The 24,110-nt window shown below is 37.7% G+C and carries 24 protein-coding genes; 14 read left to right on the top strand and 10 right to left on the bottom strand.

What is annotated here, in order from left to right; translation table 11 throughout:
• Window positions 1–3: 3 nt before the first annotated feature.
• From MF646_RS18780 to MF646_RS18765, 4 genes are all read left to right on the top strand, one after another.
• Window positions 4–2,151: a DNA topoisomerase III gene (locus MF646_RS18780; RefSeq protein WP_250098033.1), complete on the top strand. Its 2,148-nt coding sequence runs from the start codon at window positions 4–6 to the stop codon at window positions 2,149–2,151.
• Between the two features lie 152 nt (window positions 2,152–2,303).
• Window positions 2,304–3,134, top strand: coding sequence for a DUF2268 domain-containing putative Zn-dependent protease (locus MF646_RS18775; protein ID WP_250098032.1), 831 nt, complete (start codon window positions 2,304–2,306; stop codon window positions 3,132–3,134).
• Window positions 3,135–3,173: 39 nt separating this feature from the next.
• Window positions 3,174–3,398, top strand: a complete 225-nt coding sequence (locus MF646_RS18770) for a YuzI family membrane protein (RefSeq protein ID WP_250098031.1) — start codon at window positions 3,174–3,176, stop codon at window positions 3,396–3,398.
• Window positions 3,399–3,492: 94 nt separating this feature from the next.
• Window positions 3,493–4,236: a YjbA family protein gene (locus tag MF646_RS18765; RefSeq protein WP_250098030.1), complete on the top strand. Its 744-nt coding sequence runs from the start codon at window positions 3,493–3,495 to the stop codon at window positions 4,234–4,236.
• Between the two features lie 337 nt (window positions 4,237–4,573).
• Here MF646_RS18765 and trpS read toward each other — a convergent pair whose 3' ends face one another.
• Window positions 4,574–5,566, bottom strand: a complete 993-nt coding sequence (gene trpS / locus MF646_RS18760; protein ID WP_250098029.1) for a tryptophan--tRNA ligase — start codon at window positions 5,564–5,566, stop codon at window positions 4,574–4,576.
• 300 nt (window positions 5,567–5,866) lie between these two features.
• On the opposite strand from trpS, the gene MF646_RS18755 reads away from it, so the two are divergent.
• On the top strand, window positions 5,867–6,982 hold the full coding sequence (locus tag MF646_RS18755) for an MGDG synthase family glycosyltransferase (RefSeq protein WP_250098028.1): 1,116 nt from the start codon (window positions 5,867–5,869) through the stop codon (window positions 6,980–6,982).
• A gap of 68 nt (window positions 6,983–7,050) precedes the next feature.
• Here the strand turns inward: MF646_RS18755 and MF646_RS18750 are convergent, their stop codons facing one another.
• Together MF646_RS18750 and MF646_RS18745 are read right to left on the bottom strand one after the other, a co-directional pair.
• Window positions 7,051–8,142 carry a class II aldolase/adducin family protein gene (locus tag MF646_RS18750; protein WP_250098027.1) on the bottom strand — a complete coding sequence of 364 codons (1,092 nt, stop codon included), beginning with the start codon at window positions 8,140–8,142 and terminating at the stop codon, window positions 7,051–7,053.
• A gap of 2 nt (window positions 8,143–8,144) precedes the next feature.
• The gene (locus tag MF646_RS18745) at window positions 8,145–9,383 is read right to left on the bottom strand and encodes a zinc-dependent alcohol dehydrogenase (RefSeq protein ID WP_250098026.1); all 1,239 of its coding nucleotides are present in this window, start codon (window positions 9,381–9,383) and stop codon (window positions 8,145–8,147) included.
• Window positions 9,384–9,551: 168 nt separating this feature from the next.
• Between MF646_RS18745 and MF646_RS18740 the strand changes: the two genes are divergently transcribed.
• A complete protein-coding gene (locus tag MF646_RS18740) occupies window positions 9,552–10,430 on the top strand; it encodes a diacylglycerol/lipid kinase family protein (RefSeq protein ID WP_250098025.1) in 879 nt (292 codons plus the stop codon).
• 81 nt (window positions 10,431–10,511) lie between these two features.
• On the opposite strand, the gene MF646_RS18735 is transcribed toward MF646_RS18740, so the two are convergent.
• Window positions 10,512–10,664, bottom strand: a complete 153-nt coding sequence (locus tag MF646_RS18735; RefSeq protein WP_250098024.1) for a hypothetical protein — start codon at window positions 10,662–10,664, stop codon at window positions 10,512–10,514.
• A 260-nt stretch (window positions 10,665–10,924) separates the two neighbouring features.
• A complete protein-coding gene (locus MF646_RS18730; protein ID WP_250098023.1) occupies window positions 10,925–11,101 on the bottom strand; it encodes a hypothetical protein in 177 nt (58 codons plus the stop codon).
• 89 nt (window positions 11,102–11,190) lie between these two features.
• Between MF646_RS18730 and MF646_RS18725 the strand changes: the two genes are divergently transcribed.
• Window positions 11,191–11,745: a TlpA disulfide reductase family protein gene (locus MF646_RS18725; RefSeq protein WP_250098022.1), complete on the top strand. Its 555-nt coding sequence runs from the start codon at window positions 11,191–11,193 to the stop codon at window positions 11,743–11,745.
• A gap of 45 nt (window positions 11,746–11,790) precedes the next feature.
• On the opposite strand, the gene MF646_RS18720 is transcribed toward MF646_RS18725, so the two are convergent.
• On the bottom strand, window positions 11,791–12,774 hold the full coding sequence (locus MF646_RS18720) for a sodium:calcium antiporter (RefSeq protein WP_250098047.1): 984 nt from the start codon (window positions 12,772–12,774) through the stop codon (window positions 11,791–11,793).
• Between the two features lie 396 nt (window positions 12,775–13,170).
• Complete coding sequence (locus MF646_RS18715; RefSeq protein WP_250098021.1) at window positions 13,171–13,707, bottom strand: HD domain-containing protein; 537 nt, start codon at window positions 13,705–13,707, stop codon at window positions 13,171–13,173.
• A gap of 173 nt (window positions 13,708–13,880) precedes the next feature.
• Here MF646_RS18715 and trhA point away from each other — a divergent pair, with 173 nt between their 5' ends.
• The 5 genes from trhA (at window position 13,881) to MF646_RS18690 (ending at window position 17,110) form a co-directional block, all read left to right on the top strand.
• Window positions 13,881–14,525: a PAQR family membrane homeostasis protein TrhA gene (gene trhA / locus MF646_RS18710; protein ID WP_250098020.1), complete on the top strand. Its 645-nt coding sequence runs from the start codon at window positions 13,881–13,883 to the stop codon at window positions 14,523–14,525.
• A 99-nt stretch (window positions 14,526–14,624) separates the two neighbouring features.
• Window positions 14,625–14,855 carry a MerR family transcriptional regulator gene (locus MF646_RS18705; RefSeq protein ID WP_250098019.1) on the top strand — a complete coding sequence of 77 codons (231 nt, stop codon included), beginning with the start codon at window positions 14,625–14,627 and terminating at the stop codon, window positions 14,853–14,855.
• Window positions 14,856–14,909: 54 nt separating this feature from the next.
• Window positions 14,910–16,118: a putative glycoside hydrolase gene (locus MF646_RS18700; protein ID WP_250098018.1), complete on the top strand. Its 1,209-nt coding sequence runs from the start codon at window positions 14,910–14,912 to the stop codon at window positions 16,116–16,118.
• Window positions 16,119–16,368: 250 nt separating this feature from the next.
• Window positions 16,369–16,932 carry a GNAT family N-acetyltransferase gene (locus MF646_RS18695; protein WP_250098017.1) on the top strand — a complete coding sequence of 188 codons (564 nt, stop codon included), beginning with the start codon at window positions 16,369–16,371 and terminating at the stop codon, window positions 16,930–16,932.
• A 34-nt stretch (window positions 16,933–16,966) separates the two neighbouring features.
• Window positions 16,967–17,110, top strand: a complete 144-nt coding sequence (locus MF646_RS18690; RefSeq protein ID WP_250098016.1) for a hypothetical protein — start codon at window positions 16,967–16,969, stop codon at window positions 17,108–17,110.
• 84 nt (window positions 17,111–17,194) lie between these two features.
• On the opposite strand, the gene MF646_RS18685 is transcribed toward MF646_RS18690, so the two are convergent.
• Window positions 17,195–20,257: an efflux RND transporter permease subunit gene (locus tag MF646_RS18685; RefSeq protein WP_250098015.1), complete on the bottom strand. Its 3,063-nt coding sequence runs from the start codon at window positions 20,255–20,257 to the stop codon at window positions 17,195–17,197.
• Between the two features lie 5 nt (window positions 20,258–20,262).
• Complete coding sequence (locus MF646_RS18680) at window positions 20,263–21,462, bottom strand: efflux RND transporter periplasmic adaptor subunit (protein ID WP_250098014.1); 1,200 nt, start codon at window positions 21,460–21,462, stop codon at window positions 20,263–20,265.
• 395 nt (window positions 21,463–21,857) lie between these two features.
• On the opposite strand from MF646_RS18680, the gene spxA reads away from it, so the two are divergent.
• On the top strand, window positions 21,858–22,253 hold the full coding sequence (gene spxA / locus MF646_RS18675; protein ID WP_034631830.1) for a transcriptional regulator SpxA: 396 nt from the start codon (window positions 21,858–21,860) through the stop codon (window positions 22,251–22,253).
• Between the two features lie 60 nt (window positions 22,254–22,313).
• Here the strand turns inward: spxA and MF646_RS18670 are convergent, their stop codons facing one another.
• Complete coding sequence (locus MF646_RS18670) at window positions 22,314–22,979, bottom strand: TerC family protein (RefSeq protein ID WP_250098013.1); 666 nt, start codon at window positions 22,977–22,979, stop codon at window positions 22,314–22,316.
• 481 nt (window positions 22,980–23,460) lie between these two features.
• Here MF646_RS18670 and mecA point away from each other — a divergent pair, with 481 nt between their 5' ends.
• Complete coding sequence (gene mecA, locus MF646_RS18665) at window positions 23,461–24,108, top strand: adaptor protein MecA (RefSeq protein ID WP_250098012.1); 648 nt, start codon at window positions 23,461–23,463, stop codon at window positions 24,106–24,108.
• Window positions 24,109–24,110 lie beyond the last annotated feature (2 nt).

Below are 24,110 nucleotides of genomic sequence, written 5' to 3'. Positions count from 1 at the left end.
GGGATGAAAGTAATTATCGCAGAGAAGCCAGATCAAGGAGCGAAATTAGCTGCGCCGTATCAATCAGTAAAAAAGACAGGGTATATTGAAATTAAAAAAACAGCTCAATTCCCAAAAGGCGCCTACATTACGTGGGCTGTTGGTCATTTATGTGAGCTAGTTCCACCTGAGGTTTACGATGCAAAATGGAAGACTTGGAAGTTAGACACATTGCCAATTTTGCCTTCAAGGTTTCAGCATCAAGTCTCAAAAGGGAAAGGCAAACAGTTTCAAGTGATCAAAAAATTGGTACAACAATCGAATGTGACTGAAATCATCATGGCAGGTGATGCTGGCCGTGAAGGGGAATTGATCGTGCGTTTAATTATTGATCAATGTAACGTTCAAAAACCATTAAAACGGCTGTGGTTATCTTCTCTGACGAGGAAGGCAGTAGAGGAAGGGTTTCGCTCACTAAAAACTGAAGAACAAACAAGACCTCTATACTACGAAGCATTAAGTAGATCATGTGCCGATTGGCTCGTTGGTATGAATGCATCGAGGGTATACACTCTTCTTTTACAAAAAAAAGGAGTATCAGATGTCTTTTCAACTGGTAGAGTTCAAACCCCAACGCTAGCCCTTATTGTGAAGAGGGAACAAGAGATTGAAGATTTTAAACCTGAACCGTTTTGGGAAGTAACGGCTACTTTTATTGTCGAAGGAAAAGAATTCAAAGGCGTATGGCACAAAGATGGTGAGAAGCGTATAAAAACGGCAGAATTGGCAAATAAAATCGCAAGCTTTTGTAAAGGGAAACAAGCAACGATTGTTGATGTGAAAAAAGAAGAAAAACGATTTAAGCCGCCTTTTTTCTATACTCTTTCTAGTCTACAAACAGTAGCAAATCAACGCTATCGTTATTCACCGAAAAAAACACTCGATATCGCACAAAAGCTCTATGTTAAAGGCTTTATCTCATATCCGAGAACAGACTCTCCTTATGTTACAAAGGGAGAAGCATTCACGTTTCCAACCATTCTTGAAACTTTATCAACGAAACCGGAATATGCATCGTATTTTCCTCTCCCTGTTTCAACGTTAATTGGTAACCCACGTTTTGTGAATGATCAAAAAGTAACCGACCATTATGCCATTATTCCAACTGAACAAGTACCTGAACTTGAAAAGCTCACAAAAGAAGAAAAAAACATTTATGATCTAGTTGTTCGTTCTCTCCTTGCTGCACATGAAGAAGATGCACTTGTTGACACGACCAAAGTCGAAACACTCGTTGATAATCGAGCCACATTCCAATCGAAAGGGAAAGTAGTGAAGCAATTAGGATGGAGAAAAATCATTCAGACAAATAAACGAGAAAAAGATCAAGAGCTTCCTGCCCTTGGAGTAGGAAATAATGGGCAAGTTAAACATATAGAGACGAAAGAATCTGTTACACAGCCCCCTAAAAGGTATACAGAGGGTCAGCTTATCAATGTCATGAAAACAGCTGGGAAACAAGTAACCGACCAAGAACTTGAGAAAGTATTGATGGAATCACAAGGACTTGGAACAGAAGCAACGAGAGCAGGAATTATAACGGTTTTAAAAGACAGGGGATATATGACAGTAACGAAAAACATCGTTTATCCAACTGAAAAAGGTCGGTTATTGATTGAGGCATTAGGGGCAAGTCTTCTAACTTCTGCGGAGATGACGGCTAAGTGGGAGCAGCGATTACGTGAGATTGGAAAGGGAGAGGCGTCCCCTGCGATTTTTATGGATCAAACGAAGAAACTTGTTACTCATTTACTTGATGAAGCAAGTAGACAGTCTCTATCATGGGACTTTTCAAATTTTGACACGTCGTCGATGCAAAAGAAACCGAAACGAGGAAAAAGGCGCTCTGCTTCAGTAGGGAAATGTCCGGGCTGTGGAGGATCTATTTTAGATAAAGGTACATTCTATGGATGCAGTCAATATCAATCACATCAATGTAAGTTCACGATTTCTAAAGTTATACTTGGAAAAAAAATCAGGCAAAAAGATGTGAAGAATTTACTGAAAGATGGAAAGACAGAAACGATCGAAGGATTTAAAAAAGATGAAAAAACATTTAATGCGACTCTTGTTTGGAACAAAGAACAAAATAAAATTACATTTCTAGTCTAATGAAAAAGATAGCCAGGGTTATATTGTAAATAGCTCTAGCTATCTTTTTTTATATTTTCCTCATTTTCTAATGATTTTTTGTAGAAAAGGCAGAAGTTGGTTCATTTTAGACAAACTCTTCATATAGTGGAAATAAGGAGGGTGTCATCAAAATGGGGGTTGTTAGAACGGACAAGTGGTTATATCACTACAACAATAAGTGGAATAAAGCAAAGACAATTGAAGAAAAAGTGGTATGTCAGCGTGATTTAATCATTGAGCCACTATGTGAAATCTTTTCAACTAATGATGTATTAGGTCTTCACCAATATCTCATTCAGATGGGACTGTTTCTACCAGATCAATCAATTAATTTAGAATATGAAAAATGGAGCGAGACGTTACCATGGTTTATTATTAAAGAACAGTTTTTAAAATTACAACACAAATGGAATGGTCCAGATGTAAAGATATATATATTGCCCATGAATGATCATGATCAATTTTTAAAGAAGGAACTAGGTGGTAAAACAGGGCTTTCATTAGACAGTGGCATCGTTCTTTTTATCAATTCATCTACAACAAAGGAAGATTTATTAGCATTAATTACTCATGAATACCACCATATATGTCGCTTGCAAGCAATGAATCAAGCTGAGGAATCAGTGACATTTCTTGAATCAATGGTGATGGAAGGTCTAGCTGAATTTGCTGTGAAAGAAGAATTAGGGGTTGGGGCATGTGCTAGTTGGACAACGCGTTATGATCATGCTTGGACGAATCAGTGGTTTGAAAGATGGATTCGCCCTAATTTACAGAAAAAAGGGAGGAAGAATTATCTTCCACTTCTTTATGGAAATAAAGAGTTAGGGATTCCATTATGGTTAGGATATTATACCGGCTATAAGATCATCGAATCAGCTACGGATGAATCAGACACGACGTTACGTTTATTACCTTTATCTGCTGACACGTTTCTTGATCGATCTTTGTTCAAAACATGAGAGGTGAGAAAAAATGGTATTCGTTTGTTGTGATAGCTCATGATTAGATTGTTCTTTGTTCTTGTAGGTTTCTCGTTTGCAGTAATAGGTGGAATAACTATCTTAGCATACTTGAATTTGTTGATCACAGGCTATACATCGTTAATGTATTTACAGTTTTTACTGCATAGGGTAGAATTTTATTTCTTTATTATTGGGATCGTGATCATCATTGTATCTATGACGTATCCAATGAAAAGAAATAAAAAAGAAAAAAAACCATAGAATAATTGGAATGAATTGAGAGAGTGTGGAATAAACTGGTTCTCCCCTGCCTATACTGTTGATACAAAACGAAATACAGTAAGGGGGGTTTTTTATGGTCCATATCCGGGACGTATGGGTCAATTGGTTCGAAGGGGAAGAAAATGGATACAACGTATGTGATTTCCATGAATGGCGCAGTGATGACAGAATTGAAGTATTAGATCAAGCCATTTTGGTATATGTTACTCCGAACCTATTCCATTATATTGAAAATGACCTATCTGATTTACCAGAAGAATTGTTATCGGAAGTTCACCAACAGAGTTACCTCAGGAAAAATATGTCACGTATTCAATTAGATTATTGTTTTATTGCAACTGATGGTGAAAGAATAATTGCAATTGATACAATGGGGTACAAAACTCCTATAAGAAAAAGCCGACTAACCCCAAGACAAGAACAAATGGTATATGAGCAATTAAAACAAAATGAATGGAAACAGTTTGATTTAACTTTAGATGTACAAAAGGATTATCACATCCTTTCACCAAGCCCAGAAGATCTTTGGGGGCTGACAAGAAGAGAGCGTCAATTAAAACAGCTTTTATATATGGCACTAGATCAACTTTATTCAACTGGTACTGATGCTGAAGTACGGTATTGGTATACAGAATGGAGCCCAAATGATTATGTACGAATTCAAATGCTTAATAGGGATGAAGCATGGGAACAGCTTTATTCAGAAATACGTCAAGGGTGGACTGAAAGACATCATCAATTATGCGAAGCTTTAGTTAGAGGACAAGCTTTCTTTGAGAAGCTTTGGGAGCTTGAACATGGGACAAGCGTAAAATAATTGAACGGTTTGTGAACAAGTATAGAGCGAAGTATAAAAAGCATACTAATGCCTAAGAAATAGTCTAATTGGCTTTTTCTTAGGCATTTACAATGTATCTGAACTCTCCTATAATTAATAACGAAATGTTAAAAGGCATGAGGAGGGTAAAAATGGATAACTTCGCATATACAGTCATGCAAATCCTAACGGTTGTATTACTTGTTGGAACACTTGGACTTTCATTTTTTGTTGGTAAAATCATGAAGAAAAATAGTGGTTATTAAATAACCAGCAGGACAGAATTTTCCTGTCCATTAGAAAAAGCGAAGGACAAGAGATACCTGTCCTTCGCTTTTTATTTCTTTTTCTTGCGTCCTAACCCCATTGCTCGCTCGGCTTTTTCGATCATGCGTAAAGCAACATCATTTGCTTTATTTGCTCCGTGATCGAGAATGTCATCAAGTTCTTCTGAGTCGATTAATTCATAGTAGCGTTGTTGAATCGGACGTAATGTTTCGACAACGACTTCAGCTAAATCAGACTTGAAATCACCATAACCTTTTCCTACATAACGTTCTTCGATGTTTTCAATGGATTCACCTGAACATAGGGAATAAATAGAAAGTAAATTTGAAACTGCCGGTTTCTCATCGCGATCAAAACGGATGCTACCTTCCGTATCGGTAACGGCACTTTTAATTTTTTTCGTAATGGTCTTCTCATCATCAAGCATTGAGATGTAACTTTTCGGATTCGGATTGGATTTACTCATTTTCTTAGATGGATCATTTAAAGACATAATTCGTGCCCCTACCTTAGGAATCCGAACTTCAGGAATCGTAAAAATATCATTGTATTTTTTATTAAAACGTTCTGCTAAGTCACGTGTAAGTTCAAGATGCTGCTTCTGGTCTTCTCCAACAGGAACGATATCCGTTTTATACAGAAGAATATCTGCAGCCATTAATGGTGGATAAGTAAGCAAGGCCGATGAGACAGCTTCTTTGCCGTCCGACTTATCTTTAAATTGAGTCATACGCTCAAGCTCACCTATGTAAGAAACACATTGCATTAACCATCCAAGTTGAGCATGAGCAGGAACTTCTGATTGAATAAAAAGTGTTGCCTTCTCGTGATCAATTCCAACAGCTAAGTATAGGGCAGCAAGGCTGCGTATATTTTCACGTAGTTTTAATCGATCTTGTGGAACTGTGATCGCATGTTGATCAACAATACAAAAATAACAATTATAATCATTTTGCATGTCAACAAAATGCTTCATTGCTCCTAAATAATTTCCCAGTGTAAGCGTACCACTTGGTTGAATTCCAGAAAATACGGTTTTCATATTTGTCATTCCTTCCATTAACAATTGTTATACATCAAATCATATCAGATTGCTTTCAAAAAACATAGGTACATACTTTATTTAAAAAGGCTGTTTTCGTAAAGATTGCTGCTGTGAAGAAATGTGTTTTCTCGTAGTGAAATGGAGCGGAAGTCACTCGACTCCTGCAAAAGTATGCGAAAACAGCCATTTGAAAAGACAACTTTTTTCATATGCTGGATGTGAATGTTCTACAAGAAAAAGTAAACACTAACTTTATCTATCGTATTTGTACCTGGTTCAAGGAAGTGAGGTTCGCTTATGAGTCAAATTACAATCTTTTCGGCATCTATCGGAAATGGTCATAACGAAGCTTCTAAAGCCTTGAAAGAACAATTTGAGCAACAAGGCGAAACAGTGACGATTATTGATACATTTCACTCCATTCATCCGTTATTACACAAAACTTTTTTAGAGTTATATTTACGGATGATAGAGAAGACCCCAAGGCTTTGGGGGAGGCTTTATCGATATAGTGAAGAATACTCATGGTTTTTAGTATTAGATCAATTAGGTACATTCTTCTGTGAGAAGTTAAATTCAATCATTAAGAAACAAAGAACCAGTGTCATGATATCAACACACCCGTTTGTTACTGCTTTTTTAGCGAGGTTAAAGAAAAAGAAAAATTTAACCATGCCGTTATATACAGTAATTACTGATTTGTATTTACATCCTGCTTATGTAAGGCCTGAAATAGATGGATATTTTACAGCTTCACCACATATTGATCATTTTGCCAAAGAGCATAATTTATCGTTAGAACAATTGTTTTGTACAGGAATTCCGATAAAGGAAATTCCAGATATCAACATCCCTAGATGGAAGTTACGAAATGATTTAAAGCTGCAACCAGATGAAAAAACGATTCTTATATCTGGTGGGGGCTTAGGTTTGGGCAAGTATGAAGAGATCATTCGAACCTTGGAAGAACTACAGCAGAACATTCAAATTTTATGTATGACGGGAACAAATAAAGAGTTAGAAGAGAAGATCCGCCAGTGTAAAAGCAAACATCGGCTACACATAATTTCATATACTAATCAATTCACAAATTATTTACGGGCGAGTGATCTTGTTATTTCAAAAGCAGGTGGATTAACTGTATCAGAAGCTTTAGCTTGTGAGACCCCAATTTTGATTTATCAGCCAGTTCCAGGACATGAAGAAGATAACGCCCAATTTTTAGTTGATTTTGGCACCGCTGTGAAAGCAGAACGAATTGAAGACATTTCTAGTCATTTAGAAGACATGGTGTTTAACGAAGAGACGTATCATCAGTTAGTTTCAAACGCAAGAAAGTTAAAAAAACCTGATGCGGCTAGGCATATTGCTTATGTTATTAAACAGTTAGTTCGAACAAAGCAAGTCTTATAAAAGGATGACAAAACTGACCCATATGGTCTTAGGGTCAGTTGTTAGTCAGCCTTTTATATTGTGTAAAGTTAAGACATTGGAACTTGTCGTTGAATCTTCCCTTCAATTCGATTAAAGATATTTTCAAGTGAAGGCCCCGTGATTGTCAGCCCGTGATTTTTTAACCCGATAATGGCCTCTGATGGGTTATCAGACTCACGAATAAGAGAGGCAACTGTTTCTGCGAGTTCAAGCGTTCCACAAGGATAATTAATTTCAGTAGCTTGAATGCCTTCCATCCAAGCATGGATATGAACAATAGCACCAACATCAGGGTGTTCTCTATAAATCATCCAATGTTCGATTGCATCTACAGAAGCACGTTTCGGACTGACGTTCGGTGGAATACTAACTTCAATGTGATTTTCCTCATCATTGTAACCTTTTATATATAATATATCCCGCCCGATTTCTTTCATGTTGGCTTTGTTAATTCCACTAGCACTCATCCAAAAATGGTCTTCATCACTTCTGGCACTTAAATTTCCATAACTTAACCCACCAAGACCATAAAGTTTATTTAAATGACGCATATCTCTTTCGCTTAAATACTTGTCCAAAGGAAAGGGAGCTGGGAGTAAGTCCATCTCATCAAGTTTTTTGCCAGATTGACTTAATTCAGTTGTTACGCGATCTCCGTGCCAAAGTTGCTTTGGAAGATCTTCGGAGAATTGATTATCAATAACAAGTCTTGAACAAGTAAGAGGTTGCAAACGCTCGTATATTTTATCAAGAAACTGCTGTTCATCATTCCCTTCATGATATGAAATGGAATAACAACCCTGTTCAGGTGTTAAGAAATGAACATCTGTTTTACCTGAACGATGATTAATATACATAAAGTGATTCGCTAATGAGCGGATGAGAAATGGATAGACTTCTGTAAATAAATCGTAAGGTTGGCCTGAACTTTCTAGTACTGCAACGACAAACGTTGCTTGGGCCTTTCTTCTAAAAGGCTTGATATCTTCTTCTGTGACAAAATGAAAGACGAGTTGAAGTGGGTCATTTGGGTTATTAGTATACGTAAAACCATTTCTTGAAAATGTTGAAACGAGCCCATCGGATAGCCTTTGTAAAAATGGACTTGTAGGGTTTGAACTAAGCATAAAATTCTTCATGTCTAACCTCCAACAGTAGTTTGATCATGATTGAAGACAACTTTCAATGCATTTTCTCGTTTTCTTTTCGTGATGGTGTTGAAAGCTACCTTATAGTCGTGCAGAGGGTATTGATGTGTAATAAGAGGTGATAGATCTACTTTTCCTCTTTTCATCAGCTCAATTGCAATTTGAAGAGTATTCATCCTTTGTCCCTCAAACTCGTTTGTACTATAAGCAAAGCACCCTTTAATCGTTAATTCGTTGAGCCATACTGTCGTCCAATCAACTTGTTTCATAATACTAGCCAAACCAAGGAGGACGACCTTCCCGCCACTTTCAGTAAAGCGTAGTGCATCTGTGACACTTTTCTTCTTGCCTACACATTCATAGACAATGTTTGCTCCGCCTTGGACAATTTCAGGTCCTATTACCGGTTTTAGTGTTTCGGCACCAAGAGCACTAGCTGTTTTTTCTACATATGATCCATTTAAATAAATAACCTCATCTGCTCCAAACGCTTTGGCCATTTCACCTTGAAAGGTATGTTTGACTAAAATTATGACCTTGCACGAATAATCAAGTGCTTTAATTGCTGCAACAACAGAGAGTCCTATTACTCCTGCACCAATGACTAATACGTGATCCCTTTCCTTTGGAGGATTCCTTAAGACGGCATGAAGAGCACAACTAAATGGTTCTACTAACACCCCGTTTAGATCATCAACTTCATCTGGCAATGGGAGAATTTGACTTTTATGTGCCACAAAATATGGGCTCCAGCTCCCACCTGTGTCTTTACAAGCGCCAATAAGCAATCCAGATTCGATAGAACCTTTCGTTTTCTGTTCACACAAACTTTCATCTCCACGTTCACAAGCAGGACATGGATCTAAATCTCGACTTTCACATGAGAGTACAGGGTTAACAACAACTCTTTGACCTTTTGAAAAATGCGAAATGTTTTTCCCTAATTCAGCTATTTGTCCTACCGCTTCATGTCCAATCGTAAATGGAAATGAAACATAAGGAGAAGTTGAAGGACTATCATGGAGAAAGAGCAAGTTCATATCACTTCCACAAATTCCTCCATACTTTACTTTGATTTTTGCCCAATCATCATTGGGCAAAGTCGGTTCTTCTGTTTCTCCCCAATTCAGACATGAAAAACGGGAGTTCCAATGAATAGAAGGGAAAAAGCGTCCAACGGTTTTTGTGAATACATATTTTGGAATGGTAAAATTAAATTGCAATGCGTTCATTATCTATCACCTCCCTCAATATATATGGAAGAACATACCTATTTACTAGTAATGTGTGCAAATTAAAGTATTTTATTCATTTTTTTCCTTTATAATTGGAATTATTAACTTTGTATATATAGAGTCATTATGGGAAAACTACGTCCAAAAAGGGGGAGCATGAAGCTTATGTATTACTTTCTAGTGAATCGAACATCAGGAAAAGGGCGTTCAGTAAAAGTATGGAATGAAATAGAAGCGATACTAAAAGAAAAAAATGTAGAGTACCAAGTCATCATTACCGAAACTAAAGATGAGGGGCTTGCGTTCATAAATAATCTACTAACTTTGAATCAGGATATTTCTGGAATCATTGCACTAGGAGGAGATGGAACGATTCATGAGATTATGAATCGTTTGATTGGGACAAATGTACCGTTCAGTGTGATACCAACTGGTTCTGGAAACGACTATGCCAGAGCTAGGGGAATTTCTAAGGATTATGTCAAAGAAATAGAAAAGTTGCTGCAGAACGACAAAAAGAAAATCGATCTATTAGAAATTGGTGATAGGCATTGCATGACCGTAGTAGGGATTGGGTTTGATGCAAAAGTGGCAGATGAAGCTAATAAAATGAAGTGGAAAAAGTGGTTCGGTGGGCTTGCCTATTTAATGACAATATTAAAGGTGTTGATAACGTATAAGCCGTCGTCTATAAAGTTGACATTAAATAACGAGGAGAGGGTGTTTGAGAAAGTTTGGTTAATTGCAATAGCTAACCACGCGTATTATGGAGGAGGAATAAAGATTTGTCCGAATGCCCTTAGTGATGATGGGAAGTTAGATATTTGTATTATTCACAGTCTCCCAAAATGGCGGCTACTTTTCATATTAGCCAATGTGTTTAAAGGAAAACATGTTACGATGAAAGGTGTCGATTACCTTCAAGTTGAGTCTATACAAGTAGACAGTGATGACCCGCTTTTTGTTACAGCTGATGGAGAGATGATGGGGCAGACCCCTACATCTGTGTCTGTAAAAAAAGAAGCGTTCCATGTTATGTTATAAAGATTACCCCAAAGAGGGCACTAAAAAGGTTGAACTTTTCAGTGCCCTCTAAGCAATGTGAGGAGCAAATGCTCCTTTAAATCATTGAATCGAATTAGAATCAGAAACGGGTTCACGATCTATCGAATGTTTCTGCCCGCGATGTTCCTTGTTTATATGTTCGTATTCCAAAGTAAAGAGGAGATCTAAAAAATGGTAGCCAAACTCTTTCATGTTTGCTAACAATTGCTTCATACATATGCCTCCTTAAATAGAAAAAGCTGTACAAATAATATGCACAAATATGTATAAAAAAATGTAAGAGATCGTATAAAAAGGTCGGTTTTTACCTTTTTATACGATCTCGAAGCGTTGAGTGGAGCCGCCGTAATCTTTTAAGCCTTTTAGGAGTGGGTTTCTCCTAAAAGGCGCACGGCGAGCGGAGCCAACGCACACGTCGTAAGCGAATGTAAGGATTGAAAAGGTCGGTTTTTCCCTTTTTCTTTGTTCTTCTATTACTCCGCTTGATCTTTCCTTCTGCGTTCCAATAATCGCAAAATCCATAAGAGAACATTTACAATAACAATTAAATAAAAGATCCAAGTAATCGTTGAGTCGTTTTGATAGGACATATACACAAACACAACTAGGACGACAACGGCGAATATTTGCATAAGTTGAATTTTGGACAAAGCATTACCCTCATTTCGCATGATTTCGTTGAATTGGACATACGCTACATTATAGCAATCTTGAAATAGAACGAAAAGAGGCGTGATTCATGAAAACAAAGCAAGCATTTTACAGAAGTGTTTTAATTGTCCTTTTATGCGGTGTTGGTTTCATGTATAGTCAATCTGAAAGTGTGTACCAACAAGTTGAAGAGTCAGTTGCTGCAACGGTTCAAAAAGGGGTTCAAGTCGGACAAGAAGCTCTTCCATTTGAACTAACTACACTAAATGGGGAGAAAGTTGCTTTGGGTGATTATCTAGGTCAGCCAGTAGTTGTGAATTTCTTTGCCACATGGTGTCATCCTTGCCAAGAAGAAATGCCAATCATTTTGGAAATGGAAAAAAGATTAAAAGAGAAAGGTGCCGCTTTTTTAGCGATTAACATGACAAGCCAAGAAAGAGGAAAAGAAGAGATAAGACCATTTCTTCAACACTACCGAGCTACTTTTGATCCATTGCTAGATGTAGAAGGAGAGGTAATGAAAAAATATCAAATTATTGGGATCCCAACAACGATTGTAATTGACGAACAAGGGGTGATTGTTCAAAGAATCAATGGTGGGTTAACTTATGACTTAATGGAAGACCTTGTAATTCTGCGGTGATAAGCAATAAAAGAAAGGTTACACAGATTCTGTGTAACCTTTCTTTTATTGAATGAATATTAAATAAGATGAGATAAAGTAAAGAATCACTAGGATAACTGAAGGCATTGCATAACGTATAGAGGACTCTCGTGGTTTACGAACAAGCGCATATAAAATAACAACAGATAGTATTCCGACAGCTGCCGCAGTTATTTGATGAACATCGGATACAGCAGCAATAATGGAACCTTGGCGGTAAAAGACATCAGAAGCTCCTAGGATTAAAATATTAAATAAATTGCTTCCTAAAATTGAACCAATGGCTAGGTTATAATTTCTTAGTTGTAGGGCAACTAAAACGGCAATCGCTTCTGGTAAAGAGGTTGTTGCCGCGATCAGAAAGCTCCCGACAAAACTAGCACCTAACCCCGTAATAACAGCAATCTGGTCCCCTGTAACGGTTAAAAGAGTTCCTGCTCCCATAATGAAGAGAGCAGCAATGACAAAACCGATAATTGCTCTTTTTAGTGGAATAGCTGATAAATTATATTCTTCAGGTTCTGCTACTGGTTCTTCAGGGTACTTTTTAGATAAGTAAGAAATCAACCAAATACCTAAACCATAAATGGACATAAGGATCCAAACGTCAACACCAATTCCAAGAATCGAATAATTAATTTTCAATGAAAGAGCAAGTAAGGCAACTGTGGCTAAGAGAAGGCCGATACTTGCAGTGTAAATATGTGATTTTCCAGCATTTTTAAAAATTTGTTGTCTACGATAGTATAAATCAAAACTGGCAATGATTAATAAGTTAAACATGTTACTACCAAACACATTTCCTACAGCAATGTCGGGACTATCTAACACGATAGCAGATACACTTGTTGTAACTTCAGGAAGTGAGGTTGCTCCTGCAAGAAAAATCGTCCCAACAACCATACCTCCAAGAGATGTCTTTTCTCCAATCGTATCAGCATAAGTAGATAATTTAATAGCAGCAAAAACGGTTATAACCGCTGCAAAAATGAATCCCAAATAGACCATAATAATAATTCCCCCTAAAAATTTTGACACAAAAAAGACCCTTTTATGAGAGTCTGCCCGAAATTTCAGTCTCTCATAAAAAGGTCTTGCGTACTTTGAAAGCAAAACAAAAGGATGCTTTCAAAGCTCAATGAACCGAGTGAATGTATCACTGTCATGACGACTCATTGACCATTATTGGTCGCTACTCCCCTTTTTAGGGTATATAATTGTGATGGATTTAATGTAGCATGAAGCTGTTGCAACGTCAATCAATTTTTTTACTAATGTAATGAAAAGAATGATAAAGGAGGTCGAAATTCAACAGCCCGCCATTAGGAGAAAAAAAGTTGACTCAGTTCCTCTAAACGACAAAAGCATGATTTATATACAGTCGTTAGAGAGAGTCAACATTCCTCACATTGAGCGTTCTATAAAGTCTTTGTTTGAATGGGCTTCGACTTTCTTATCAAGAAGGCCTAGCATACGCCTTGCGCGCCGATCGGATATTGTGCGGTAGTGATGCTCTCCGCCTGGTTCTTCATCTGCTTCGTCTGCCAAAGCAACCACATGCTGAAGGGGGTTGAGTTCAAGATATCCATTTGGTAAATAAGAATCAGTATGGAGCAAAATGGCTAAAGCAATTTCTTTTGCGGTACGTGGGTGCTCGCCAAGTCGAATTAGAAGCTTGTGCGCTCGTTCAGAACCTTTTATTGCATGTATGTCATATTCTTTGTATAAATTATAATCCCATTGACCATCTCGATACCAAGTATAATGTCCGATATCATGAAGGAATGCAGCCTTTGTTGCACGGTCGGGATCAACTTCGTGCTTTATTGCTAAATGATAGGCATGATAAGCACAGGCAACTGCATGAGCCATCCCTGACCTTTTAACATATTTTTGTGTGATTGGATGATCGAACAATTGAACTAATGTAACATGTCTCACGTAACATTCCTCCTATTCTTAGTTGTGTTAACAATTCTGTCAATAAAAAAGTGTATTTCAACTATTATATAGAGTTCCGATAGAAAGTGCAACATAATTTCTTGAATAAGGGTAGTATTGTCATTGATAAAAGGTGTATAATACAGGGCAAGGAAGTTTGAAAGGAGTTTGAAATGGCAACAACACACACATTTTCAAAAGGGGAAGAAATAGCAAACGCAATTACACATGGAATTGGAGCGTTACTTAGCGTAGCTGCGTTAGTATTACTCATTGTATTTTCAAGCTTATACGGTTCTGTTTTGCATATTGTAAGTTTTACTATTTACGGCGTAACAATGCTTTTACTATATTTTTCTTCAACTATGGTTCATGCCTTACCGCAAGGAAGAGTGAAAGATCTTTTTGAAGTCTTTGACCATGCATCTATTTACTTATTCATTGCTGGAAGTTACACACCTTTATTGTTTATCGTCGTTCAAGGCACTCTTGGTTGGACATTGTTTGGAATTGTATGGGGGATTGCTACAATTGGGGTCGTGTTTAAATTTTTCTTTGTGAAGAAGTTTTTATTTTTATCAACAATTTTTTATGTTGGAATGGGATGGCTTGCTATTTTTGCCATTAAGCCAATCGTTGAAACACTCCCTCCTGCTGGTATAGCTTTCCTTTTCATTGGCGGAATTTGTTATACAGTAGGGACGGTTTTTTATGTGTGGAGAGGGTTTAAATATCATCATGCAATTTGGCATATGTTTGTTTTAGCGGGAACAATCTTTCACTTTTTCTTAATAATTCTCTATGTATTGCCTATATAGATCGTATCAGTCAGTGGCTTTGATCACTGGCTTTTTCTTTTGTACTTAGGATGACAATTCGTTAAACAAAAAAGTATAATTTAGGAGGAGGGATTAAATATGTATGTAACCATTTCAGAACTAGCAGCTTATTTGGATTTACCTGAGGAATATATTGCTAAGCAGGTCAAGCTTGGTCATGTGAAGACGGTATTTGATGGAGAGAAGCATTTAATAAATCGTGAGCAGTTTCTTTGGCACAAAGAGCAGCTCGACATAAAAAGAAAGCAGCTTGCACAAGAAGCAGAAGAACCACTTCCCGAAGATTGGGATGCTAAAGACGAGGATTAGTACATACACTATAATTGTGAACACAAAAACCAAAAAAGAAGGTTGTGAGACACAATGGGGAAACAATTGGTGTTTGTGCTCATGCTTTGTATTTTTGGCTTGGTTATGGGTACATTTTCTGTACAAGCAGAACAAACGGAGTCAAGCAAAGCAAGAGACCATCAGCAAAAGTTATTAACAAAGACAGATTTAGGTTTGCCTGAACAAATGGTCCGATTTGATTATGACTCAGGTTATTCGTTTATTTATCCAAAAGACGGTGTACGAGGCATATATGTTACAGGTAATTCTGCCGGTGGACAACGCTTTTTGTCACTACTCGATTTAATCAACACGTCTGAGTTAAATTCAATGGTGGTAGACATTAAAGACGATCATGGTTACTTAACATATCGCCCAGAGGAAGACTCACCGTTTTATAACATTTCCCAAAATTTTATTGGAGATACTGACCAGTTAATGGAAACACTTGAAGAAAATGAAATATATCCAATTGCTCGAATCGTCGTGTTTAAAGATACGGTTTTAGCTGAGAAAAAGCCCGAGTTATCGTTTTTAGAAAATGGCGAAGTTTGGAAAAATGGCCGGGGAGAGGCATTTGTGAATCCTTTTTTACAAGAGGTGTGGGAATACAATATTGACATTGCTGAAAAAGCAGCAAAAATGGGCTTTAAAGAAATTCAATTTGATTACGTGCGTTTTCCTGAAGGTTTTGAACGCCGTGATGAAATATTAGAGTATCGATTAGGGAATTATGAAGATGGGGATGATAACGTTCAAAAAAGGGTGCAGGCTGTGACTGACTTCGTCGCGTATGCAAGAGAGCGATTAGCCTCTTATCATGTCGACGTTTCTGTAGATATTTTTGGTTATGCAGCGACGATTTCAGAAGCACCAGGAATCGGGCAAAATTTCTCGAAAATATCTGAAAACGTTGATGTTATTTCATCGATGATCTATCCAAGTCATTGGACGCCTTATTTTGGAATTGATAAGCCTGATTTGTATCCGTACGAATTAACAAAAGAATATGCAAAAGTAGAGAACGAAGTATTAGACGCTTTAGAGGATCCGCCTGTATCGAGGCCTTGGATTCAAGATTTCACTGCCTCTTGGTTAGGTGCAGGTAATTACAAAAAGTATGGAAAGGAAGAAGTTGAAGCACAAATCCGTGCATTAAATGAACAAGGAATCAATGAATTTCTCTTATGGAATGCAGCAAACCGATATACACAAGGAGTGAATTACAAGCCTTTGGACTAATGATGGAGCTGTTACGAAAAGTAACAGCTCTTGTTGCGTTAAAGCAGGGGTCAGACCCCTCTTTAGCATAGTGCTGCAATGCAGTGATCTGAGACTTGATGGAACATGGTGCAATTGTATGAATAAGTTATGTAGTGTCAAAATAATGGGGATGGAGGTAAGTCTTCCCACTATATGCTGAAATGAGGCAGTTTAAGCATGTGCGAAAGAGGAATATACTAAAGTTATCAAAGATAATGGAGGTACGAGAATGAACTGGTATGAGAAGCTCAATCAATACTTTCCAATCGAAGAAATGAAATCAAAAGAGCATATTGAGTTGCTTTTAAAAGAGAAGGCGGATATTTATCATAAGGATGAAGGGCCAAATCATGTTATGATGTATGTAGAAACGGAAGACTTCGTTTTTGTCGACTACCTTTTTGTCTCAACGAATGCAAGAGGGCAAGGGTTAGGAAAAAAGTTATTAAACAAGTTGAAGCAAAAGAACAAGCCGATTATTCTAGAAGTAGAGCCAGTGGATTATGATGACACGGATACAAAGAAGCGCCAGCGCTTCTACAGTCGAGAAGGATTTAAGCATGCACAGTCAGTTGGCTACAGAAGGCGTTCACTTGCAACGAATGAAGTGAATGAATTAGAAATTCTATACTGGTCCCCAACAGATGAATCCGAAAAAAGCATTTTCGAAAAAATGAAGCAAACGTATGAAAATATTCATACTTATAAAGATAAGGAACTTTATGGTGCATCATACGAAGATGTTGATCAGGTTCTAACTTATGAGGAAGAAAAGGATCAGGCGACTGTGTAGCAAAATTTCTTCATCAATGATAAGGGTGATGAAAATGAAAAGGAAAGATGTAAGACGCCGTAACAACAAAAAGAAGAGAGAAATGTTAAAAGACTTTCTTAAGAAAAACATGAGAGGGTGGAAGGCTGGTTCAAGACGTAGCCCAATGCCGACTCCATCAAGACGCACAACTGCATAAATAAAGAAGAGGTGTTTCAATGGGGGGAGCCCGTTGAAACATCTTCTTTTATTATGTTGCTCGCAAAGCATAAAGTAGCCCCTATTAAACCTCTAGGTGAGCTGCTTTATTTTTTTTCCTTACATTATCGGTAATCCGATAGATGACTGGAATTAAAATCAACGTAATAAAGGTTGAAACAGCCAATCCGAAAACAATAACTATGGCCATGGGCTGCTGTACCTCAGTCCCTTCACCATACCCTAGTGTTAGTGGAATTAATCCTAAAATTGTAGTTAAGGCAGTCATGAGAATCGGCCGCAGTCTTGTAGGGCCAGCTTTAACGATCGCATCGTACGTGTTATGCCCTTCTTTTTTTAATGTATTAATATAATCTATGAGAACAATCGCATTATTAACGACAATCCCAGTTAATATTAACATTCCAATTAATGAGCCAACGCCAACAGGCTGATTCGTAAGCAATAGCCCAAAAATTACTCCAATAGCCGTAACAGGGACAGAAAACATGATAATGAATGGATAGAAAAACGATTCAAATCTCCCCGCCATGACCATATAGACTAATACAATTGCTAAAGCGATTGCTCCGCTCAGTTTGAAAAAGGCATCGTTCATCTGTTCATTTTGTCCACCAAAAGTGATTCGATATCCACTTGGAAGAGTGGGGCGCACTTCTTCTTTCAAAGCGGATTCAATGTCAGCTACGATACTTCCTAAATCTCTTCCTAATATATCAGCTCGTACGGTGATTTCTCTGAGCCGGTCCGCCCTGCGAATGGAACTAGGTCCTTGTCCACGTTCTACAGTTGCCACTGCTGCAAGGGGAATTCGCTCTCCGGTTGGAGTATCAATAAGAAGCTGCTCTAAATGATCAACAGATGCTGTATAGCGATCCTCTACTTGAAGGCGAACATCTAGTTCTTCCCCATTACGAGTTAGTTTTGTTGCAACAAGTCCTTTTGTTGCATTTCCAATTGTACTTGCAATTTGTGCACTGCCAATTCCATAAGAGGCGGCTTTTGAACGATTGATTGAGACGGTAACTTCTGGATTTCCTTCGGTATAATTAGAAGAAGGTTCACGCACTCCTTCAACGTTGGAAATTGTGTGAATCATCTCATCAGATATTCGTTTAAGTGTTTGCAAATCTGGTCCTCTGACTGTAATGGAGATAGGGTTTTCTGAGAAGCCAGTATCGCTAGCTGAAACAGCAATGTTAGCATTAGGAATCTCAGCAAGGAGCTGGCGAATTTCTTCAGCAATGACCAAATCTGATCGGGTGCGTTTCGTTACATCTGTTAGCAAAATGGTATAAGAGGCACGGTTAGTTTGAGATCCGGCACCGACTGTGAAATTATCAGTTCCACCAATAGTCACGTAAGAAAGGTCAATCTCAGGTATTGAAAGTAGCTGTTGATCAATTTCCTCAGTAAGCTCAGTTGTTGTTTGTAAGTTGTTTCCTACTGGTAAACGTACATCAATGCTGATAAAGCTTTGATCTTGTGCTGGTAAAAATTCAGTACCAAGGAAGGGAATACAAGCAAGGGATGAGCCAAGTATTACAAGAGTTGAAAAAATAACCGTTTTTGGTTTAGCTAATGCCCACTCTAATAATCGCTGATAAAGTGCCTTTGTACGGTCGAAGCCGCGCTGAAATGCCGAAGTATCTTCATTTATTTTCATAAATGTCGATGATAACAATGGAACGATAATTAAAGCCGTAATTAACGAAGCAAGTAAAGAAAATGCAACGGTAATCGCCAATGGTTTAAACAATTGAGCAGCTAATCCTTCCACAAATACAATTGGAAGAAAGACAACAACTGTTGTTAATGTTGACGCGATAATGGCGCCGCCGATTTCGTTTGTTCCATTAATCGCAGACTCTTTCTTCCCTTCTCCTAATTGACGCTTACGGTATATATTTTCCAAAATGACAATTGCATTATCGACCATCATACCAACCCCTAGTGCTAACCCACCAAGGGTTAAAATATTTAACGTTTCCCCGTAAAAATACAGGAAAAGAAACGTTGTCATAATTGAAATAGGGATCGAGAACCCAATAATGAGCGTACTCCGGATATTACGTAAAAATAAGTAAAGGACAAATGCGGCTAACAAACCACCTATGATAATATTCCACCCAACAGCACGAATTGATTGTTCAATAAAACGACTTTGGTCAAAAATCGAGCGAATTTCAATTCCCGGTGGTAGCAGTTCTTTTAATTGTTTAATTTCATTTTTGACATTTCTAGCGATTGCAACTGTGTTCGTGCCAGAAGTTTTAAGAATGGAAATACCAACTGCAGGTTCGCCATTTAAATAGCTTTGCTGAAGAACAGGGGCTGTAGTCTCTAAAATAGTGACTAGTTTCCCAAGAGGGATGACCCCTTCCGTAGTTGGGATAGGCAAAATTTCTAAGTCAAAAACTGATCTGAATGCCCCTGTAATACGAGTAGGTAAGCTTTGATTAGCGTCGGTCACCTGACCGCCAGGAATATTCAAATTTTCACTACTTATAAGCTGCTGTAAATCTGTTAAGCTCAGTCCAAAATTGGCTAAGTGGTCTGGGTCAACCTCAAGAAGAATTTCTTGATCAGCACCACCTTCAATTTGAACCGCTGCAACTCCTTCAACTGAATCTAATCTAGGTTGAATTTCATTTTCAATTAACTTTTTCACTTCAGCTATATTGGCGTTTGGCTCCGTTATTGCTAATTGAATGATTGGTAACATACTTGGGTCAAATCTCATGACCTGAGGTGCTGTTACACCTAGAGGTAAACTATCACGAATTTGGTCAATTCGCTCGCGCATCGTAAGTGTGGCAAAGTCCAGATCTGTTCCCCAATCAAATGATACAAGAATAAGCGAACCACCTGTTCGGGATGTCGATGATACAGACTCTACATTAGGGACACTTGACATCAATTCCTCAATAGGGCGAGTAATCAAGTTCTCAACTTCTTCGGGACCTGCACCTTCATATGATGCAGTTACGGCAACGACCGGATAATTTAATTCAGGAAAAAGGTCAACGGGAAGATTTAGAAGTGATATCGTACCTAACATGATTAACAGAACAATACACATGGCCATGGCAACGGGTCGTAATACAGATAATTTTGCTATGTTCATTCCATTCACTCGCTTCGAATTGTAATTTCCGCCCCATCTGTTAATCGTTCTTTACCTGTTGTCACTACTTGTTCTTCCTCTTCTACACCTGAGATCACTTCAAATAGATCTCCATCTCTTGAGCCTAGTTCTAGTACTTGTCTTCTTACGATTAGATCGTCAACAACAAATGTATAGGGCTCGCCATCTTGATACAAGATGGCATTAGCAGGGATGACAATAGCGTCATCTATTGTATCTAAATCGACGATAGCACTAGTTCTCATTCCACCTTTTAATGTCAAAGACTCATTGCTGACAGGTATTTGAACAGTAAACGTATTTGTTTGCGGATTGACTACAGGAGAAACAGTTGCAATTTTACTAAGCAGTGTTTCGTTCACACCAGAAACAGACAGTTCCACGTCTAAGCCGGGTTGAAGTTTCGTAACTTGAAAGTTATTAACTGAGAATGTTGCATTCATTTCTTTCAGATCAACAACTGTTACAAGTGCCATATTAGGTAGTGCAGTTTGGCCCTTGGCAACATCTAATTGGGACACAAGTCCTGTAATAGGAGCCGTCAGTTTGGTTGCTTGTAGTGCTGACTCTGCTTGGCGTACAGCTTCTTCTGCTTGTGAGATCTGTAGTTCTAATTCCAATGTATTAACGGGTGTGTACGAACTAGCAGTACCGGCTGCTTGGAGTAGTTCTGCTTGTCTAATGGAAACGTCTAAAGAAGATTGTAATAATTCAACGATTGAACCCTCAAAACTTGTCGGGTCTAATTCGTTTATAAGAGTGCGTGACCGATTGATCGATTGCTGTAACTCAGTTTCTAGTTCATTCATGTTAGCAGCATTTGATTCAATAGATCGATTAAGTTCTTTTACCTGAGCCAAGCTTCGTTGTAACTCGTCTTGTGCACTACGGGCTTGACTGACTTGACGTTCAGCTTCTTCATCGTCAAGTGTTATAAGCAGATCTCCTCGTTCGACGGATTGTCCGACATTGACATGAACTTCAGATACTTCAAGCGGCATAGTCGTGAAAAGGGGGACTTGGTTTTTCGGCAGCAGCTGTCCGGATAGCTCAAGGGTTTGTTGAATGGCACTTCGCTCGATCCTTTCTACTTCAACGATTAGCCGCTGTCGATCTGTTTGGTCACTTGTTATATCATCTGTTCCACAGGCAGTTAAAAAGAAAAGAAGTAAAAAAACTCTCATACAAACCTTCAAAGCATATTCAACTCCTACAACTTTATGTAAATACTTCAAATGGTGGAAAAAGGTGAAAATATAGCAAAGTTTTGTTGTTCTTAAGGTGTGACAAACATGTGACAAGTATGAGTCTAAAAAATAAAAGTTACAAAACACTAAATAAACATATTTGTTTAGAAAAGATTTTTTTGTATAATAGGTTTATAATGTCATGAAGAGGGTAATTAACCTCTGTATGTTTATTTAGTTGTATGCATTGTTCAAAAATGTATAGAAAAAAGCTTCAATTTGTATATACAAAAATTGAACAGGTTTGTATAATAGTTATGTAATCAACGAAATTGACATTAAAACATCTAAGTTCGTCATAGATCTCAAACTTGAAAGGAGAGGTCCGCCATATGGTTACATTATTAACATCACCTAGTTGTACATCATGCCGAAAAGCGAAAGCTTGGCTAGAGGAACATAATATTCCATTTGAGGAACGAAATATTTTTGCATCTCCACTAACTGTTGAAGAGGTTAAAGAAGTGGTTCGGATGACTGAGGATGGAACGGATGAAATTATATCAACGCGTTCAAAGGTTTTCCAAGAACTAAATGTCGAGTTAGAATCACTCCCTTTGCAAACATTGTTTCAAATCATTAGTGAAAATCCTGGCTTGCTTCGTCGTCCTATCATTTTCGATGAGAAACGTTTGCAAGTAGGATATAATGACGCTGAAATTCGTCGTTTCTTACCTCGTAAAGTTAGAACTTTCCAGCTTCAAGAGGCACAGCGACTAGTCAATTAATAAAAAACCCTTCTACATATTCAAAGTATGTAGAAGGGTTTTGTTTGGTGGTTCATCTCATTATGAAAAGCTCTTACTTGACTTAATACGATACGAACCAGCTAAGATGACTCCAACAATCACAAAAATTTGGAAACATAAAGTGAAAATGGGATGGTGATAAAAAAGTGGAGCTAACATTTCTTCATGGGTTATCATTCTACTTGCTGTAAAAGCTAAGATTCCCGCACCGATATAAACAATAATTGGAAAACGGTCAAAAGCTTTTAAAATTAGTTTGCTCCCCCAAATGATAATTGGAACAGAAACAAGTAAGCCAATTAATACAAGTGTATGATCACCATGTGCTGCACCGGCTACAGCGATCACATTATCAAATCCCATTACTAAGTCTGCAATAATAATAGCTTTAATAGCACTCCAAAGGCTTGTTCCGCCCTCTATTTCGCGATCATCTGCTTGTTCTGTTAACAAACTATAAGCAATGTAAACTAAAAGGGCACCACTGATTGCAAGTAAGAATGGAATCTCTAGAAGTTGTACAGCTACAACGGTAAGGGACATCCTTGTTACAAGTGCCAAACAAATGCCAAGAACAATGGCTCGGTTTCGAATTTCTAGTGGTAAATTTCGACAAGCAAGGGCAACAACAATGGCATTGTCTCCACCTAAAATAATATCGATGCCAATAATAGTTAAGAGAGATATTAGAAAATCAGTATCCATAGTTTGCATCATCCTTTGGCAAAAGCACTTTATTTGTTTCATAATGGTTAGAAATATGTCATACATTTAGCAGTGACGTAAGTGATGTATATGTAGCTTGTCTAACCGCCTACTAAGAACATATATGGCTCATCCAAGGAAAATATGATGAAAATTTCAGGAGGCATATCTGACTGAACAAATGTTATAATGGTTATAGTACAGATTTTTTTGAAAATAGGATAAAATATAGTTTTTAAATTTCCATTTTCATTAGATTTATCATAAAATAGTAGTAAGCTTATATTGAGATGAGCGATATAGGCAACCCACAAGATATCCTAGCTAGTAGGAAGGAATCAGAGCACATATCACGAATTACTTTTTAGTACGAATGTGAAAGGCTTTGCTACATGACTAAGAAATTGAAGGGGGTTTATAGAGGATTTCCTCATCAAAAACGAAGTCTAGTACCATTACTCGATTAGGAGGGAGAGCGAATATGGATATTGAACGCGTCAATGATACGACCATTAAGTTTTTTATTACGTATACAGATATTGAGGATAGAGGCTTTGACCGAGATGAAATTTGGTACAATCGTGAGCGTGGAGAAGAGCTCTTCTTCGAAATGATGAATGAAGCCAATGATAGTGATGATGCATTAGAATTGGATGGACCTTTATGGATACAGGTTCATGCATTAGATAAAGGATTAGAAATAGTTGTGACAAGAGGTCAGGTTTCAGACGGTAGTGTGAAACTTGAAATTCCAGTTACTGACAAGGAATCAGATGAAACAAATCTTGTTGACTTGATGTCGGGGAGTGAAGATGATGATTTAGATTTAGCTAATGATCATCTTGAAATTGTCATCGGATTTAAAGATTTTGAAGATGTGATTTCTTTAAGTCATAACTTCTTTATCGATGATTTATATAATGAGCTCTATCATTTTGAAGGTACGTATTATCTTCATGTAGTCTTTAATGACGACAGTTACAATGAAGATGAGCAAGATGATATGTTAAGCCAAATGCTTGAATATGGCTACGAGTCTGATATCTCGATCTATCGAATGAAAGAATACGGGAAAGAAATTGTAAGAGAAAATGCTCTGCCAATCATTCGATCCTCATTTTCTAAATAAGC

This window comes from Halalkalibacter alkaliphilus (genome assembly GCF_023555415.1).
Taxonomy (GTDB): Bacteria; Bacillota; Bacilli; order Bacillales; family Bacillaceae_D; genus Halalkalibacter; species Halalkalibacter alkaliphilus.
This window is presented reverse-complemented; position numbering and strand designations above follow the sequence as displayed.

What these genes read in the sequence shown, in the direction of transcription:
- MF646_RS18720 (WP_250098047.1), bottom strand. Translation starts at nt 12,774, where the DNA reads ATGGTCTATTTGGGATTCATTTTTGCAGCGGTTATAACCGTTTTTGCT.
- mecA (WP_250098012.1), top strand. Translation starts at nt 23,461, where the DNA reads ATGGATATTGAACGCGTCAATGATACGACCATTAAGTTTTTTATTACG.
- MF646_RS18775 (WP_250098032.1), top strand. Translation starts at nt 2,304, where the DNA reads ATGGGGGTTGTTAGAACGGACAAGTGGTTATATCACTACAACAATAAG.
- MF646_RS18765 (WP_250098030.1), top strand. Translation starts at nt 3,493, where the DNA reads ATGGTCCATATCCGGGACGTATGGGTCAATTGGTTCGAAGGGGAAGAA.
- MF646_RS18755 (WP_250098028.1), top strand. Translation starts at nt 5,867, where the DNA reads ATGAGTCAAATTACAATCTTTTCGGCATCTATCGGAAATGGTCATAAC.
- MF646_RS18690 (WP_250098016.1), top strand. Translation starts at nt 16,967, where the DNA reads ATGAAAAGGAAAGATGTAAGACGCCGTAACAACAAAAAGAAGAGAGAA.
- MF646_RS18685 (WP_250098015.1), bottom strand. Translation starts at nt 20,257, where the DNA reads ATGAACATAGCAAAATTATCTGTATTACGACCCGTTGCCATGGCCATG.
- MF646_RS18740 (WP_250098025.1), top strand. Translation starts at nt 9,552, where the DNA reads ATGTATTACTTTCTAGTGAATCGAACATCAGGAAAAGGGCGTTCAGTA.
- spxA (WP_034631830.1), top strand. Translation starts at nt 21,858, where the DNA reads ATGGTTACATTATTAACATCACCTAGTTGTACATCATGCCGAAAAGCG.
- MF646_RS18725 (WP_250098022.1), top strand. Translation starts at nt 11,191, where the DNA reads ATGAAAACAAAGCAAGCATTTTACAGAAGTGTTTTAATTGTCCTTTTA.
- MF646_RS18670 (WP_250098013.1), bottom strand. Translation starts at nt 22,979, where the DNA reads ATGGATACTGATTTTCTAATATCTCTCTTAACTATTATTGGCATCGAT.
- MF646_RS18705 (WP_250098019.1), top strand. Translation starts at nt 14,625, where the DNA reads ATGTATGTAACCATTTCAGAACTAGCAGCTTATTTGGATTTACCTGAG.
- MF646_RS18735 (WP_250098024.1), bottom strand. Translation starts at nt 10,664, where the DNA reads ATGAAGCAATTGTTAGCAAACATGAAAGAGTTTGGCTACCATTTTTTA.
- trpS (WP_250098029.1), bottom strand. Translation starts at nt 5,566, where the DNA reads ATGAAAACCGTATTTTCTGGAATTCAACCAAGTGGTACGCTTACACTG.
- MF646_RS18680 (WP_250098014.1), bottom strand. Translation starts at nt 21,462, where the DNA reads ATGAGAGTTTTTTTACTTCTTTTCTTTTTAACTGCCTGTGGAACAGAT.
- MF646_RS18745 (WP_250098026.1), bottom strand. Translation starts at nt 9,383, where the DNA reads ATGAACGCATTGCAATTTAATTTTACCATTCCAAAATATGTATTCACA.
- MF646_RS18780 (WP_250098033.1), top strand. Translation starts at nt 4, where the DNA reads ATGAAAGTAATTATCGCAGAGAAGCCAGATCAAGGAGCGAAATTAGCT.
- trhA (WP_250098020.1), top strand. Translation starts at nt 13,881, where the DNA reads ATGGCAACAACACACACATTTTCAAAAGGGGAAGAAATAGCAAACGCA.
- MF646_RS18695 (WP_250098017.1), top strand. Translation starts at nt 16,369, where the DNA reads ATGAACTGGTATGAGAAGCTCAATCAATACTTTCCAATCGAAGAAATG.
- MF646_RS18700 (WP_250098018.1), top strand. Translation starts at nt 14,910, where the DNA reads ATGGGGAAACAATTGGTGTTTGTGCTCATGCTTTGTATTTTTGGCTTG.
- MF646_RS18770 (WP_250098031.1), top strand. Translation starts at nt 3,174, where the DNA reads ATGATTAGATTGTTCTTTGTTCTTGTAGGTTTCTCGTTTGCAGTAATA.
- MF646_RS18750 (WP_250098027.1), bottom strand. Translation starts at nt 8,142, where the DNA reads ATGAAGAATTTTATGCTTAGTTCAAACCCTACAAGTCCATTTTTACAA.